This is a genomic window from Streptosporangium sp. NPDC053982, assembly GCF_055585205.1.
The window spans coordinates 317031-332644 of the sequence record NZ_JBVJKQ010000009.1 but is presented as its reverse complement, the minus strand read 5'-3'; the positions used below and the strand labels follow the sequence as shown (position 1 = coordinate 332644).

The 15614-nt window shown below is 74.7% G+C and carries 9 protein-coding genes; 3 read left to right on the top strand and 6 right to left on the bottom strand.

Annotated features, from left to right (window positions below):
- Nucleotides 1-51: 51 nt before the first annotated feature.
- A complete protein-coding gene (locus ACZ6W9_RS18750) occupies nt 52-1140 on the bottom strand; it encodes a hypothetical protein (RefSeq protein ID WP_470118778.1) in 1089 nt (362 codons plus the stop codon).
- 127 nt (nt 1141-1267) lie between these two features.
- Between ACZ6W9_RS18750 and ACZ6W9_RS18745 the strand changes: the two genes are divergently transcribed.
- The gene (locus tag ACZ6W9_RS18745; RefSeq protein WP_470118776.1) at nt 1268-2764 is read left to right on the top strand and encodes a sensor histidine kinase; all 1497 of its coding nucleotides are present in this window, start codon (nt 1268-1270) and stop codon (nt 2762-2764) included.
- 4 nt (nt 2765-2768) lie between these two features.
- Entirely contained in the window at nt 2769-3428 is a 660-nt protein-coding gene (locus tag ACZ6W9_RS18740; protein ID WP_389970598.1) for a response regulator, read from the top strand.
- Nucleotides 3429-3496: 68 nt separating this feature from the next.
- Here the strand turns inward: ACZ6W9_RS18740 and ACZ6W9_RS18735 are convergent, their stop codons facing one another.
- On the bottom strand, nt 3497-4390 hold the full coding sequence (locus tag ACZ6W9_RS18735; protein ID WP_362946466.1) for a serine/threonine-protein kinase: 894 nt from the start codon (nt 4388-4390) through the stop codon (nt 3497-3499).
- A 28-nt stretch (nt 4391-4418) separates the two neighbouring features.
- A complete protein-coding gene (locus ACZ6W9_RS18730) occupies nt 4419-6317 on the bottom strand; it encodes an N-6 DNA methylase (RefSeq protein WP_470118774.1) in 1899 nt (632 codons plus the stop codon).
- Nucleotides 6318-6401: 84 nt separating this feature from the next.
- Between ACZ6W9_RS18730 and ACZ6W9_RS18725 the strand changes: the two genes are divergently transcribed.
- Nucleotides 6402-7199, top strand: coding sequence for a PP2C family protein-serine/threonine phosphatase (locus tag ACZ6W9_RS18725; RefSeq protein WP_389970605.1), 798 nt, complete (start codon nt 6402-6404; stop codon nt 7197-7199).
- Nucleotides 7200-7306: 107 nt separating this feature from the next.
- Here ACZ6W9_RS18725 and ACZ6W9_RS18720 read toward each other — a convergent pair whose 3' ends face one another.
- From ACZ6W9_RS18720 to ACZ6W9_RS18710, 3 genes are read right to left on the bottom strand one after another with little or no spacing between them, the layout of a single operon-like run.
- Nucleotides 7307-8137, bottom strand: coding sequence for a phosphoribosylaminoimidazolesuccinocarboxamide synthase (locus ACZ6W9_RS18720; protein WP_362946475.1), 831 nt, complete (start codon nt 8135-8137; stop codon nt 7307-7309).
- A 60-nt stretch (nt 8138-8197) separates the two neighbouring features.
- Entirely contained in the window at nt 8198-13435 is a 5238-nt protein-coding gene (locus ACZ6W9_RS18715) for a DNA repair ATPase (RefSeq protein ID WP_470118849.1), read from the bottom strand.
- Nucleotides 13436-13443: 8 nt separating this feature from the next.
- Complete coding sequence (locus ACZ6W9_RS18710) at nt 13444-15603, bottom strand: flotillin family protein (RefSeq protein WP_389970609.1); 2160 nt, start codon at nt 15601-15603, stop codon at nt 13444-13446.
- Between the last annotated feature and the right edge of the window lie 11 nt (nt 15604-15614).

Genomic DNA, 15614 nt, shown 5'->3' with positions numbered 1-15614 from the left:
GCCGTACGGGCTGTGCGGGCCGTACGGGCCGCGGGCTCGCCGCCGTGGCCGTCACAGCCGGCCGCACCGCCGGCACCGGCCGCGTCTGCGCAGGTGGTAGGCGAGGGCGGCGGCCGCCAGGGCCGCGCCCCACACCGGCCAGGACGTCTCCGGCAGCCACGTTCCGACGTCGGACGAGCCGAAGCGGCCCTGAAGCGCCAGCCGGATGTAGGTCAGGCCCGCCACGAAGACGATGACCGACACGGCGGCGGCGGGGACGACCGCGAGCATGGGCGGGACCCGCCTGCCGCGCAGGCCGGGCATCCAGCGCGGGAAGACCTCACCCCACCGCCGGGTCAGCCCCAGGGTGAGGAGACCGCCGAACGCTCCGAAGGTGGCCAGGTAGGCGCCGGCCAGCCAGATGCCGGGCGTCTCGCGGGCCTGCTCGACGAGGAACTCCTCGTCGACCCCCAGCGGGACGCCCAGCGCCCAGGCCCAGCGGGTCGCGCAGTACACCAGCGGTACGGCGGCGGCCACATAGGCGGCCCGGCGCCCCCACCGGGCCGCCTCCCCCGGAGCGGTCCAGCCTCCGCCGCCGGCCGTACGGCCGCAGTCGCCGCAGGCGTCCCGGCCGCGTCGCAGGTAGGCCACGGTGGCCGTGGCCAGGAGGACCCCGCCGAGCACGCACAGCAACTGGTTGACCACCTCCCAGGGCCAGACGTCGAGCAGGCGGGTACCGCCGAGGCGCCAGCCGAACAGGGGGGCGACCAGCAGGAGCGGCGTGTAGGCGACGCCCATCATGAGACGGGAGTCGGGGATCACCAGCGTCAGGGCCGCGGCGGCGGGCCAGGCCAGGGCCGCCGGCAGCAGGCGCAGCGGGCCGCGCCCCCGCGACCGGCCCAGCACCAGCGCCAGCAGCGTGCCCGCCGCCCCGAGACCGGCGATCCACCACCCGCCCGGTACGGGGGAGGCCCCCGAGAGGATCGACAGCTCCCGGTCGGAGTCGGGGTCGCTTCGCCCCCAGGGGAATCCCGGTGCGCCGAGCGCCCAGGCGAGTCCGAGCAGCCCGTAGGCCGCCGACCAGAGCGCCGCGGCGTGACCGGCCCGGGACGGCCGGCGCGGTCCCGATGAGGTCGTCGATGCGAGAAGAGAGGTCGTCACGTTCCAACGGTCCCGCCGTCTCCCGGTGGCGGCCATGTGCCGTTCGGCACCCCGTACCCCCTTCGGAGGGGTCGGACCGTGCCGTCCGGCAGGGGTCGCGACGGCGCCGGGCCCGTAGGGTCGAGCCGTGAACCCTCGTGAACGCGCCGGTGCGGTCGCGGCCCTCGCGGTGCTGGCCGGCGGGGCCGGCGGTTCCCCGGTCTTCGGGCCGCTCGTCGTGCTGCCGCCGGCGGCGGCCCTGGCCGCCGTGATGTGGGCCCTCGGGGTGGCCGGCGGCAGCACGACGAGCGGCCGGTTCCGCGTGCCGGCCGTGGGCTGCGCGGCGGCGGCGCTGTCCCTCGGAGCGACCTGTGCCGCGCTGGCCGGGTCACCGATCGCCGACGGCCGGGCGGCGGGAGTGGGGGCGCTCGTCGAGAGCGGGGCCCTCCTCGTCCTGATCGGCGTCGTCGTCCGGTGGGCGCCGGCTCGGCCGGCCGCGGTCTCCGCCCTCCTCACGGGTCTGGCCGTGGCGGTGTGGCTGTTCCGCTTCCTGGTCCCGTCGTCGCCGCTGGAGGTGGTGGGCGTCATGGGATTCTGGTCCGCCTGCTCGGCCGCCGCCGCCGGCGTCGGGCTCTACCTGCGCTCGATGGACCGGCGGCGGGTCCGCGCGATCCACCGGGCCCGCCGTGCTCAGCGGCTCGGGCTCGCCCGCGACCTGCACGACTTCGTCGCCCACGACATCAGCGAGATGATCGCTCAGGCGCAGGCGGGTCAGGTGGTCGGTCTGGCCGATCCCGGCCGGGCGCTGACCGCGCTCAGGGACATCGAACGGGCCGGTCTGCGGGCGATGGAGGCGATGGACCGGACCGTGCACATGCTCCGCGAGGACGAAACCGAGAACGAGCACGAAAGCGGGGACGGAAGCGGAGGCGGGAACGAGGGGGGAGGCGGAGACGGAGGACGGGCGGGGCGCGGAGGAGACGACGGCCGCGACCGGGGGACGGCCCCCGTCCCCACCCTGGCGGACCTGCCCGATCTCGTCACCCGGTTCTCCGCCCCCGGTCCTCCCGTGGCGCACCTGGACGTGCGTGGCCTGGACCTGCGGCGCGACGGCGACGGACCGGGCGCGCGGCCGTCGCGCGAGATCGGCGCCACCGCCTACCGGGTCGTGGTGGAGGCGCTGACCAACGTGCGCCGGCACGCTCCCGCGGCCACCCGCGTGGAGGTCGCCGTCGCCCTGGAGGCCGGGATCCTGACGGTCCGGGTGCGGGACGACGGCGCGGCGGGACGCGGACGCCCGGCTCCCGCCGGCGCGGACGCCCCCGGCCGGCCCGGACCCGGACCCCGTGACGGCGGGCTTCGTGGTGAGGGCGGGTCTCGTGACGACGGGTCTCGTGGTCACGACGGGTCTCGTGGTCACGGTGGGTTCCGCCACGGCGGACCGGAGGGCCTGCGGCCGGGAGGCGGTCGCCGCGGCGGGTTCGGCCTGCCCGGTCTGGCGGGGCTCGTCGAGGCACTGGGCGGTACGCTTCGGGCGGGCGCCGTACCGGGCGGCTGGAGCCTGACGGCGGTGCTCCCCGGAGAGCGCGGAGCCCCACGGGTGCGGGCGGCTCCTGACGGGACGCCCGGAGCGGGGAGGGGATGACGGCGTGGCCGGTGGGCGGATCCGCGTTCTCGTCGCCGACGACCAGGAAGGCATCCGCGGCGCCTTCCGGCTGATCCTCGACGCGCAGCCGGACATGACCGTGGTCGCCGAGGCGGCCGACGGCGCCACCGCCATCGCCACCGCCCGCCATCTGCGTCCCGACGTCGTGCTCGCCGACATCCGCATGCCCGTCGCCGACGGCCTGGAGGTCACCCGGGCGCTCGCGGGTCCCGGCGTCGCCGACCCGATCCGCGTCGTGGTCGTCACCACCTTCGACCTCGACGAGTACGTCCACACCGCCCTGCGCGCCGGCGCCTGCGGCTTCCTGCTCAAACGGTCCGGGCCCGCCCTGCTGGTGGAGGCGGTGCGCGCGGCCGTGGCGGGCGACACCCTGATCAGCCCGCAGCTCACCGTGCGGCTCCTGGGTCACCTGGCGACCCCGGCGATCGGACCCGCCGGGCCCGCCGAACCGCTGACCGGGCGTGAACTCGACGTGGTCCGGCTGGTCGCCGACGGCAGGAGCAACGGCGAGATCGCCGCGGAGCTCCTCATCTCTCCGGGGACGGTCAAGAACCACGTCGCGGCCGTGCACCGCAAGCTCGGCACGCGCAACCGGGTGGGCATCGCCGCCTGGGCCTTCCGCACCGGCCACCACAGCCCGTAGACCGGTGCCCCGAGCCGGGCCGGTGTCCTGAGGCGGGCCGGTGTCCTGAGGCGGGCCGGTGGGGGCCGTCAGGCGAGGACGCGGCCGACCATCCGGGCGTACATCCGGCCCGGGCTGGGCACCGACGCCTCGTGGAGGAAGCCCGGGAGCATCGGCAGGTCGACGGCGAAGGGCTGCAGGCGCTCGTACAGGGCCTCGGCGCAGGCGGGACGCCGCTCGGGATCCTTGGCCAGCAGCTCGGCGAGCAGGCCGTTCAACGCGTCCGGCGCGTCCGGCACGTCCGGCGGCAGCTCGTTGACCTGGCGCTCGAACACGGCGTACTCGGTGACGCCGGTGAACAGCTGCCGGCCGGTCAGCATCTCGTGGATCACGCAGCCCAGCGCGTACAGGTCGCTGCGCGGCCCGGACAGACCGCGCTGGATCTGCTCGGGGGCCATGTAGGCCGGGGTGCCGAGGATCTGGCCGATCCGGGTGAACTGCGACGAGCCCGACTCGCGGACCATGGCGAGGCCGAAGTCGAGGACCTTGGCGCTGCCGTCCGGGCAGAGCATCAGGTTGGTGGGCTTCAGGTCACGGTGGTAGATCGACAGGGCGTGGGCGGCGGCCAGCACCGCGCAGGCCTGGGCGGCGATCGCGGCGGCCCACGGCACCGGGAGCGGGCCGTGCTCGCTGACCAGGTCGGCGACGGTCACCCCCTCGATGAACTGCATCACCTGGAACAGCCGCTGGTCGAAGGTGCCGAAGTCGTACAGGATCGGGGCGCCGGGGTGCTCCAGCTTCGCCAGGATGCGCGCCTCGCGCAGGAAACGCCCGGTCAGCTCCTCGTCCGGGCCGGTGAGGAAGCGCAGTATCTTGACGGCGACCCGGCGGTCGAGGTGCGTGTCGTGACCGCCGTAGACGGCGCCCATGCCGCCCTGCCCCAGGGGAAGGTCGTCGAGTACGTACCGGTCACCGATGACCATCCGACCCTCCCGAGGACTCCCAGGGACATCACACCCCTTGGTCGCACGGCCGGAGATGACCGTCAACCAGTCCGTCAAAGCCTAGCCGGATCAGCGTTTCCCCCAGCGCGGTCGTCTCCCGCACCCTGTCCTCCAGCGCGAACAGCTCCCGGAAGGCCGCGCCGTAGCGCCGCTGGTCGGCGAGGGGGAGAACCGGCACCCGGGCCCGCCGCACGTCCAGCCGGCTGAAGCCGGGATGTGACCTGTTCGTGTCGGCCGAGCGGATGAAACCCGCCACGAAGTCGGGGTCGAGCCGCTCGGGGTCCACCCGGTAGAGCGTGAGCTGAGGCCCCAGTGCCGCGCCGCCCCGCGTCATCACCCGGACGGTGCCGAGGACGCTCGTCACGATGTCCCCGGGCCTGATCATGACCAGGGCCGGGTCGAGGGTGGTCCCGCCCGTGGGGGCGGAGCCCACGGCCGTGTCACCGGCCGTCAGGACCGGCAGGGGACCCTCCTCGGCCGGCATCCTGGCCGGGGCCTGCAGGATCGTGACCAGCCCCGCCCTGGCGAGCTCCCCGACCGTGGTGGCCGGAAGGTCCTGCCGCTCGGCGAGCACCTCCAGTGCCGGGGGCGCGTCCGGCAGGGTGGCCGACGCGCCGCGGAAGCGGTCCAGCGCGTCGGTGAAGTCCCGCAGGAAGTCGGGCCCGCCCTGCTGCGGGCGACGCCGGGCCGGGCTGACGTCCACCTCCTCGTCGAGCAGGTCGATGATCCGCACGCTGCTGCCGTCGCCCGGCGGCTCCGCCTCCGGGTCCCGCAGGTGGGCCCGCCAGGCGGGCTCCACCGCCGACAGGTCCTCGGAGGCGTCCAGGAGCAGGAGCCTCGACGGGGGCCGCCCGCCGTCCGGGCGGCGCAGCAGCCACAGGTCCGGCCCGGCCGCGCCCAGCGTCACCACGGCCCGCAGCGCGCCGGTGCGCAGCAGGTTGGCCCGGATCCGCCGGCCGGGGCGGCGGGACGCCGCGGCCGGGGGCATCAGGATCGCCACCGGGCCGCCCGGCTTCACGCGGGCCAGGCAGTGCTGCACCCAGGCGAGCTCACCCTCCCCGCGGGGCGGCAGGCCGTACTCCCAGCGGGGGTCGCCGGTCAGCTCGCCGTACCCCCAGGCGCGTTCGTTGAACGGGGGGTCGCAGACCACCGCGTCGGCCTGCCTGCCGGCCAGACCGTCCTCCCGCAGGGAGTCGCCGGCCACGATCCGGGCGTCGGCGCCGCGCAGCAGCAGCCGGACGGCGGTGATCAGGGCGTTCGTGGCGTCCGCCTCCTGGCCGAGGGCGGAGCCGGCGTGCAGCAGGAGGGTCCCGACGCCGCAGGCCGGGTCGAGGACCGTGCCCCGCTCCCGGGCCGTCAGCCGCCACATCAGGCCGGCCACGTCCTCCCGGGTGACCGCGAGCCGGCGGGAGTGGGCCTCGGTGTAGCGCTCGCACAGGAACTCGAACGTGGCGAGCGGCCCGCGCTCGGCGGCCAGCTCGGCCACCAGCCCGAGGAGGCCGTGGTCACCGGGGGGAGCCACGGGTGCGCCGGGGAGGTCGGCCGTGGCGGCGGCCATGGCGTCCGCCGTCCGCGTGCCGCGCCCCGGCCAGGCGCCCGGCTCGCGTCGCAGGAACAGGAGGAAGGCGCCGACCCGGCCGACCAGGTCGCCCAGACGCAGATCGTCGGCCGACGTCCGCAGCCGCTGCCACACCAGGTCGCCGAGGGAGACCTCGAACGGCTTGCCGTTGCGGCGCAGCCAGGCGGCGACCTCCGGCAACGAGAAAAGTGGGCTGGAAGTGGTTCCGGCGACCGGATCGGGGAAGTCGTCGTGTCGGCGGCGCCAGTTGCTGACCGCGGCACGGCCGACGGAGGCGAGCCGGGCGATGTCGCCCGCGTTCACCGTGATGTCCTGGCTCTCCTCCATGCCGAACAACAGTAGTTCACGTCGCTGAAGCGGTCTACAACATGTTTGCTTGTGAAGTGCTTCAACCAATGCTTTACTGCCTTCATGGCACTCAACCAAGCGTTGGCGCTGCGCTACGCCGCTCGATCCGATGTCGGCGTCCGCCGCGAGGCGAACGAGGATTCCGGATACGCGAGCGCTCGCCTGCTCGCCATCGCCGACGGCATGGGCGGCCACGCGGGCGGCGAGGTGGCCAGCTCCCTGGCGGTCAGGGCCATGGCGGCGCTGGACGAGAGGCTCCCGGCCGGCGGCGTCGATCTCGTGGCGACGCTCAAGGGCACGGCCACCGAGGTCAACCACACGCTGCACGACATGAGCGAGCAGGATCCCACACTGCGCGGGATGGGCACCACCCTCACCGCGATGCTCTGGGACGGCCCGAACTTCGCCCTCGCCCACGTCGGCGACTCCCGCGCCTACATGCTGCGCGACAGCGCCCTCTACCAGATCACCCACGACCACACCCTGGTCCAGTCGCTGGTGGACGAGGGCCGCATCACCGAGGAGCAGGCCGCCGAGCACCCGCGCCGGTCCATGGTGCTGCGGGTCCTGGAGGGCACCGGTGACGGCGAGCTGGACCTGTCGCTGCGCGAGGCCAAACCCGGCGACCGCTACCTGCTGTGCTCCGACGGCCTGACCGGGGTGGTCGGCCCCGAGACCCTGTTCAACACGCTGACCGAGATCGACGACCCGGCCGAGGCGGTCCGGTGGCTCATCGACCTGGCCAACCGGGGCGGCGGCCCCGACAACATCACCTGCATCGTGGCCGACTACGGCCCGCACCCGGCGTCGGCGGACCGGTTCGTGGTGGGCGCCGCCGCCGAGGGACGCCTCACCCACTGACCTCCACGGGCCCTCACAGGCCCCGCGAACCCAGCGGTCCCCGCCGCACCGGCGGGGACCGCGCCCCGGTCAGGCCCCGGGCACGCCCGTCGCGCCCGTCATGCCCATCACCAGGTCTCGCCGGTGATGCGCTCGTACGCCTCGACGTAGCGGGCCCGGGTGGCCTCGACGACCTCGGCGGGCACCTCGGGGGCCGGTTCCCTCTTGTCCCAGCCGGTGCCGGTCGCCCAGTCGCGGACGTACTGCTTGTCGAAGGAGGGCTGCGACCCGCCCGGCTCCCACCGCTCGGCGGGCCAGAAACGCGAGGAGTCCGGTGTCAGCAGCTCGTCGCCCAGGGTGAGCGTGCCGTCGGCCGCCCGGCCCAGCTCGATCTTGGTGTCGGCGATGACGACGCCCCGCCCGGCGGCCAGCTCGGCCCCCCGGCGGTAGATCTCCAGCGTGATCCGCCGGAGCTCCCCGGCGGTCTCCGCTCCCACCCGCTCGACCACGCCCTCGAAGGGGATCGGCTCGTCGTGCTGCCCGAGCGGCGCCTTGGTGCTCGGGGTGAAGATCGGCTCGGGCAGCCTGGAGCCGTCCACCAGGCCCGGCGGCAGCGGCACGCCGGAGACCGAACCCCGCTCGCGGTACTCCGCCAGCCCGCCGCCGGTGAGGTAGCCCCGGGCGACGCATTCGACCGGCAGCATGTCCAGCCTCCGGCACCGGATGGCCCGGCCGGCGAACTCGGCGGGGACGTCGGAGGCGGAGACGACGTGGTTCGGCACGACGTCGGCGAGCTGTTCGAACCACCACAGCGAGAGCCGGGTGAGGATCTTCCCCTTGTCGGGGATGGGCGTCGGGAGGATCACGTCGTAGACCGAAACCCGGTCCGACGCCACGAGGATGATGTCCCCGCGGTCCTCGTAGACGTCCCGGACCTTCCCTGAGTGGAGAAGCTTCACCGTTTTCCCTGCTCTCGCGCGCTGTCGTCCTGCTCCGCCGGTACACCGGGCGGGAACAGATTAGTCGGCGCCGCCCGCCCGGCCGGAACACGGGGCCGATGATCCCACAGGGGCGGGGGACAGGCGGGCCGCGGCCTCCTCGATGGCCGCCCGCACCCCGCCCACCCGGTCGGCCAGCAGACCGACCGCGCCGACCGCCCTGGCAACCGGGTCGTCCCCGGCGCCGCCCAGCGCCTTCTCGCGCAGGTAGGCCGCCTTCACCTCGGCCCAGCGGGCGGCCTGCCCGGCCGTCAGGACGCCCCGCAGCTCGGCCAGCTTGAGCAGGTTCGCCTCGGCGCCGGAGGCGAGGGTCCTGGCCTCACCGAGATAGTGGTCGTCGATCACCGCGTCCACCTCGGCCTCGTTCATCACCGGGACGATCCGGGCGGCGAGCCTGTTCATGTCCCGGTAGGACCCCTGGAGCCGGAACGGCGGCTCGGTCCTGGACGCGTCGGACCGGGCGGCCGAGTCGATGTAGGCCCGGTTGCAGGCCAGCACCACCCGCCGGATGCGGAGCAGGTGACGCAGGACCGGCAGCACCTCGTCGAGCTCGGCGGCGGAGTACGGGTGGGAGAGCCGGTCGGCCCGCGCGGCGGGATCGCCCTCCGCCAGCCGTACCAGGAGGCGGACGTCGCCGCGGTCCCGTGCGGACAGCGGGGCGAGGAACGGGCTGGAGGTGAGCGCGTTGTCGATGTAGCTCAGCGCGAACAGCTCCTCCCGGCCCGACAGCACCTCGCCGAGGTTCCACACGTCGGCGCGGTTGGCGAGCATGTCGGGGACGCGGAACCGCGCGCCCGACTCGGTGTACGGGTTGCCCGCCATGCAGACCGCGAAGCGCTTGCCCCGCAGGTCGTAGGTTCGTGACTCCCCGTCCCACACGCCCTCCATCCGCCGCTGGCCGTCGCACAGCGAGACGAACCGCTGCAGCAGTTCGGGTGAGGTGTGCTGGATGTCGTCGAGGTGGAGCAGCACGTCGGTGCCCAGCTCCAGGGCGAAGGAGATCTTCTCCACCTCACGGCGGGCCGCCGCGTCGGGCGCCCGCGCCGGGTCGAGCGAGGTGGTCAGGTGCCCCAGCGCCGGGCCGCTGACCTTCACGAACATCAGGCCGAGCCGGTCGGCGACGTACTCCATCAGGGTGGTCTTGCCGTAGCCGGGCGGGGAGACGAGCAGCAGCAGGCCCGACCGGTCGGCCCGGTCGGCGTCACCGGCGGTGCCGAGCTGCCGGGCCAGGCTGTCGCCGACGAGCGGCAGATAGACCTCGTCGAGGAGCTCGTTGCGGACGAAGGCGCTCATCACCTTCGGCCGGTACTCCTCCAGGCGCAGCCGCGCGCGCTCGGCGGCGACCAGCTCGTCACGCCGCCGCCGGTAGGCGCGGTAGGCGGGGACGCGCCGCTCCCGGAAGCGCCGGGTCCGGCCGAGGAACTCGTCCAGGCGCAGCTCCAGCGCGCCCCCGGTGATCCGCGGATGGGCGCCGAGCAGCCCGCCGACCCTGACGGTCAGGGCGGCGGGGGAGTCGTACCGGGCCGTGTCGCACAGCAGCACGGCCACCGCCTCCGGCAGGTCGGCCGACGGCTCGAAGGCCTCCAGCCACGCCCGGACCAGCCGGTGGCGGGCGGCGAGGTCGTCCCCGAGCGCGAGCAGGTCGTCGTCGAACCTCCGGCGCTCCGCCCCCAGCGCCCGGTCGAACCGCGTCAGCAGCGACCGCGCCGGCGCGCCCGTCACGAACCCCGGCGGCTCGCAGGCCAGCTCCTCGAAGAGGTACTCCCCGGCGAGCGCGCAGACGTCCGCGTCGTACGGTCCCTCCGCGCTGTGCGGTCCCTCTGCGCCGTGCGGTCCTTCCGTGCCGTGCGGTCCCTCCGCGCCGTCGCCGTCGGGCGGCCCGCCGGTTCCGCCGAGGTCCGCGGTGAAGGCCGCGACGGCCGCGCCGAGCGCGCGGCACGTCTCCGCCACCGCGTCGACCCTGCCGAACAGGGCGCGGGCGCGGGCCAGCGAGGCCACCCGGGTGCTCCACCTCTCACGTACGGGTCCGTCCACCCCGAAGGTCCAGAAGAGCTGCGCGGCGGCCCGCGCCGCGGGGGGATGGCGCAGCAGGCCGGCGTCCGCACGCAGCCGCAGCAGCGCCGCGAGGATCGCGGCCGCGTCGTGGTCGTGCACGCCGCGCTCGTAGCCCTCGTCGTAGCGGTCCCGCGCCGCCGCGCGGACGATCTCCAGCAGGCCGCCTCCCTCCGCCGCCGCGCGCAGCGCGTCGAGCGTGACGGCGGACCCGCCCGCGTCCGGCGCTCCGGCCTCGGCGGCGGCCAGTACGGCGGCGGCCAGGTGCTCGGCCCGGTAGACCTCGGCGTTCTCGGAGACCAGCGGCTGGTCCCAGAACGGCAGGGTGGCGGCGAACGACGCGTCGCGCACCGGCGCGCGGTAGCCGGTCCCGGTCACCGTGAACACCGGCCGGCCCTCGTGCGGCACGAGCGTCAGCTCGGCGTCCCGGGTGGCGACGGCGAACCGGTGCCGCCCCAGGCGGATCGCCGTTCCGCCGTCGGTGTACAGGTCGAGCCGGTCGCGCAGCGCACGGCCCGCCTCCTGGCGGGCGGACGCGATCCGCCCCTCCAGCTCCTCGGCCCGGGTCGTCTCGCCCAGCGCCCGGAGCTCCCCGGTCACCCCGCGCAGCCTGGCGACCATGGGGTCGGAGCCGAAGTAGGTGTTGACCTCGTCGGGCGACCCGAGCCCGGCCGCCCGGCGGCGTATGCCGTCCAGGATCCGGCCGGCGGACACGGCCAGCCGGTCGGCCCGGCGGGCCCGCTCGTCCAGCAGCGCCTGCCGCCGCGCGGAGAACGCCTCATGGACGTTCTCCCGCTCGGCGGCCAGCCGGGTCAGGAAGTCGTCGAACTCGGCGAACCGCGCCTCCAGGCCCTCCAGGTGGAGCGTCAGCCGGCCGAGCTGCTCGTCGCACCGCTCGGGGGTGTCGGCCAGCGCCAGCGCCCCGGTGACCGACTGACCCAGCAGCGCGAACTCGGCCGCGAACGCCGCCCCGCCCTCACGCGACAGCAGCTCCCCGCGGCGGGCGTCCAGCGCGGCGCGGGCCCGGTTGACGCCGCCGAGGACCTCGCCGACCCGTTCCAGGATGGCGGTCCGCACGGTCGCGCCGGCGACGTCGAGCGTGCCGACCGCCTCGGCCACGATCTCCAGCCCCCGCGCCTGAGCGGCCAGCCGCTCGCCGACCGGCCCGGCCTCGGCCGTGGTCGCGATGCCCCCGGCCTCCTCGACCAGCCGCCCGACCTCCGCGTGGTAGTCGGCGAAGGCGTCCTCGCCGCTCAGGAACTCCGCCGCGCGCCGCGTGGCGGCGTCGAGCTCGGTGCCGAGGCCGGCGTCCAGCGCGTCGATCCGGCCGGTGTCCACGTGGCGCAGCCCGCGCAGGGTCACCAGGTGTCCCCGGGCCCGGCGCAGCTCGGACAGGTGGGTGATCCACTCCCGCGCGGAACGCGGCTCGGGGGAGTGCGCCCGCCGTACCAGGGAGGCGATCTCCTCGGCGGCGCTCTCCAGCGCGGCCGCGGCCTCCCCGGTGAGCGCCCGTACCTTCTCGAACTCCTCCAGCACCTGCCCGGCGCAGGACCGCACGTCGGTGAGCGGCCCGTGCAGCCCGTGCTCGTCCAGCCAATGGTGGCGGTCGAAGACCCGGGCGCAGGCCGCGATCAGCGCCTCGAAGACCGGGGCCGACGGCGCCGTGTCCTCGACCATCCGGGCGACCGAGACGCAGTCGGAGATCCCGCGGACCAGTTCCGCGTTGCCGATCCGCTCCAGCGGGCCGGTGCCGGCCGGCTGGGCGGCGGCGTGCAGGTCCGACACGTACGGCGTCCGCCAGACCTGCACCGGGTGGATCCGGGTGGGTTCGTCCGAGGCCGCCCGGAACAGGAGCAGCGTTCCGTCGTCGAGCAGCGTGTGGCCGTGGCAGGGCAGGGGGGTGGAGACCTCCTTGCGGATCACGTTGTACGGCAGCAGCAGGGAGCGGCCCTCGGCGGGCGCGTGGAAGACGTAGAGCACGTCCTCGCCGTCGGGCGAGCGGATGGCCCGCTCGAACTCCAGGCCGGAGACGTCGGTGTCGAAGGTCCTGCCCGTCCCGGTGGACAGGAGGTAACCACCCGGGAAGACGATCCCCTGGTCCTCCGGGAGCCGGCGGCAGGCCCGGCCGATGCCGTCGAGGCGGACCACCTCCCCGGTCCGGGTGTTGAAGACCAGGTGCCGCCACTCGGTCTCGTTGTAGGGCCGGATGCGCAGCAGGATCAGCGGGCCGACCTCGGCGTGGTGGACGTCGGCGTCGGCGAGGCTCTGCAGCGGCTCGGCGACCGGCTCGCGGTAGGTCCTCTCGCCGGTCCCGGCGTCGTTCTCGGCCTTGACGGTGAGGCCGCCGGCGGTGTCGACGTGCACCCGGCCCCGGATCGAGATGTACGGGCGGCGGCCGGGCACGTGGTCGTCGCGGGTGGCCGGAACCCACTCGAAGTCGTACGGGGGCGGCGGGACGTGGTCACGCTCGCCCCGGTCGTCGAGATAGGCGAGCGCGCCGTCCGCGCCGACCCGCCAGCGCAGCACGCGGACGTCCTGCGGTCCCGCCCGGAAGACGGCCAGCAGCCTCTCCCCGGTCCGGTGGAGCCGCAGCAGCCGCGTCCCCCGGTAGTAACGGTGGAGCTCGGCGAAGTCGCGCTCGAACCGCGGGTCGCGGAACAGCGGCACGGGGTCGAGCCGGAAGTCCTCACCGCCCGCGTCCCCGACCTCCGTGTTCCCGCCGGCCGTGCTCCCACCGGCGATGCCTCCGCCGGTCGTTCTCCCGTCGGCCGTGCCGTCACCGGTCGCCTCCCGCACGAAGGAGTGCAGGGAGAAGACGTCCCCGACGGTCGTCTCCGGCTTCGGCCCGGAGGGGGCGTTGTGTCCGAACAGGATGAGCCCCCGCCGGACCTCCCGCCCGCCTCCGGGTCCGCCGTCCCGCCCGTCCCACCCGTCCCCCGTGCTCCCACCGTCCGCGCCCGGCGGGCCGGCCGCCTCGCCGAGCGCGACGATGTCGCGGGGGAGGCAGGGGTGCCCGGTGCGGATCCGTACGGTGCCGACCAGGCGGAGCTCGGTCCCGCCGAAGACCGCGCGGCGCCGGGCGTCGAGCGCCTCGGCCCGCCGGGCCAGCTCGGCCGCCCGCTCGGCGAGCCGGACGCGGAGCACCTCGTAGGTGCCCGCGTCCGGCCCGGCCTCGTCGTCCGGCGCCTCGGTGACGGCCTCGGTCATGAACGCCGTCACCGCTCACCCGCGTCGAGGACGGTGACCTGCGCCTCGGCGGTCTCCGCGGCGGCCACGAGCGGCGCCTCGGCGACGCCGCCGGTTCCGATGCGGCCGTTCGCCGGGACGGCCGCCCCTGCGAGGTCACGCAGCCGGTCGGCGTCGGGCCCGCCCGCGGCCAGCTTCATCAGCAGCGCCGACAGGGACAGGTTCCGCACGTCCCCGCTGTCCAGCGAGCCGAGAACCCCGGCCAGGTCGGCGGGCAGGCTCCGTGAGCCGTCGAGGTACGGCCCGGCGAGCGTCCGGGTGATCTCGGAGTGCCGGACGAAACCGTCGACGCTCTTGCCCGCGCTGATCGAGTTCGTCAGCCGGTCGAAGAACGCGCCGTCACCGCCGACGATGTCGATGTTGGCGTTCTCCAGGCCGGCGGCCATCACCATGGCCTGCGCCTCGGCGACCTTCGTCTGCGCCTCCACCCCGGCGAGGCGGATCTCCTTGTCCGCCTCCAGCCGCAGCCGGTACTCCTCGTGGCCGCGGGACGCGTCGTTCAGCGCGGCCATCGCCGCCGCCTTCTCGGCCAGGCCCTCGGCCTCCGCCTTGAGCTTCTCGCCGACCGCCGCCGCGGCGGCCAGCGCCTTGGCCTGCTCGCCCTCGGCCTCGGCCTTCAGCTTCTCGCGCACCGCGGTGGCCACCGCGTGCGCCCGGGCCTGCTCACCCTCGGCGGCCGCGAGGGCCTTCTCCCGCTCGACCGCCGCCTCGGCGCGGCCGATCTTCTCGATCGCCGCGGCGTCCCGCTCCCGCACCTGCACCTGGGCCAGACCGGCCGCCGCCGCCTCCGCCTGGACGCCCTCGGCCAGGCGGACCTTGGCGCGCGCGTCGAGTTCGGCGGCCTGCTGCCGCGACTCGGCCAGCACCAGCGCCTCGCGTGCCCGGTGCCGGGACGCCGCCTCGGCCGCCTCGGCGGCCTTGATGTCCTTGACGAGGTTCTCCTGCGCCTCCGCCTCGGCCTGGATGACCACGGCCTGACGCGTCCGCTCGGCCTCCTCGACCACCCGCAGGCGCTTGATGCTCTCCTCCTGCTCGGCGACCGTCTTCTCCACCGCGATCCGCTCGCGGACCACCTCGGCCACGGAACGCCTCTCGCCCTCGACCTCACGGTCCTTGGAGATACGCGACAGCTCGGTCTCCCGCTCGCGGGTGATGACCTCCAGCATCCGGTCCTTCTCGATCCGCTCGGACTCGATCGCGATGACCCGCTCGCGGTTCTTGGCGGCCACCGCGATCTCGCGGGCCTGGTTCTCCCGCTGGATGCCGAGCTGTTCCTCGGTGCGCAGGTCGGCGGCCTGCGCCTTGAGCCGCTCCGCGGCCTGGACCGTGAATATCTCCGCCTCCTCGCGGGCGCGCAGGGTCTCGATCTCGCGCCGCTGCCTGATCTCCGCGTCGGCCTGGCGGCGCTCCAGCTCCAGGATGGCCTCCCGCGCGTCCACGTTCTGGCGGGTGATCTCCTTCTCCTCCTGCCGCTGGAACTCGTTGGTCCGCATGTGCTCGATGGCGGTCAGCTCGGTGATCTTCCGGATGCCCTGGGCGTCGAGGATGTTGCCCTTGTCCAGGGAGAGCAGCGACGTCTGCTCCAGGTAGTCGATGGCGGCGTCCTCCAGGCTGTAGCCGTTCAGGTCGGTGCCGATCACCTGGATGATCTGGTCGCGGAAGGCGTCGCGCTGGGTGTAGAGGTCGACGAAGTCGAGCTGCTTGCCGACGGTCTTCAGCGCCTCGGAGAACTTGGCGTTGAACAGCTCCTGCAGCGTCTCCTGGTGGCTGGCCCGGGTCGTGCCGATGGCCTGGGCGACCTTCACCACGTCCTCGACGGTCTTGTTGACCCGGACGAAGAAGGTGATCCGGATGTCGGCCCGGATGTTGTCGCGGCAGATCAGTCCCTCACGGCCGGTCCGGGCGATCTCGATGGTCTTCACCGAGATGTCCATGACCTCCGCCCGGTGGAACACGGGCAGCACGATCGCCCCGGTGAACGTGACGTCCACCTTGTTGACCTTGGAGATGATCAGGGCCTTGCCCTGTTCCACCTTGCGGAACAGACGGCTGACCACGACGGCCAGGCTTATGAGGATGAGAAAGACGACGGCGATGAGAATTCCCAGTCCGGTGGAGATGACGTCCATGCGGTTCCTCG

Bases quoted from the DNA above. Each gene is read 5' to 3' on its own strand.
- ACZ6W9_RS18715 (WP_470118849.1), bottom strand. From the start codon at position 13,435: ATGACCGAGGCCGTCACCGAGGCGCCGGACGACGAGGCCGGGCCGGAC.
- ACZ6W9_RS18735 (WP_362946466.1), bottom strand. From the start codon at position 4,390: ATGGTCATCGGTGACCGGTACGTACTCGACGACCTTCCCCTGGGGCAG.
- ACZ6W9_RS18730 (WP_470118774.1), bottom strand. From the start codon at position 6,317: ATGGAGGAGAGCCAGGACATCACGGTGAACGCGGGCGACATCGCCCGG.
- ACZ6W9_RS18725 (WP_389970605.1), top strand. From the start codon at position 6,402: ATGGCACTCAACCAAGCGTTGGCGCTGCGCTACGCCGCTCGATCCGAT.
- ACZ6W9_RS18710 (WP_389970609.1), bottom strand. From the start codon at position 15,603: ATGGACGTCATCTCCACCGGACTGGGAATTCTCATCGCCGTCGTCTTT.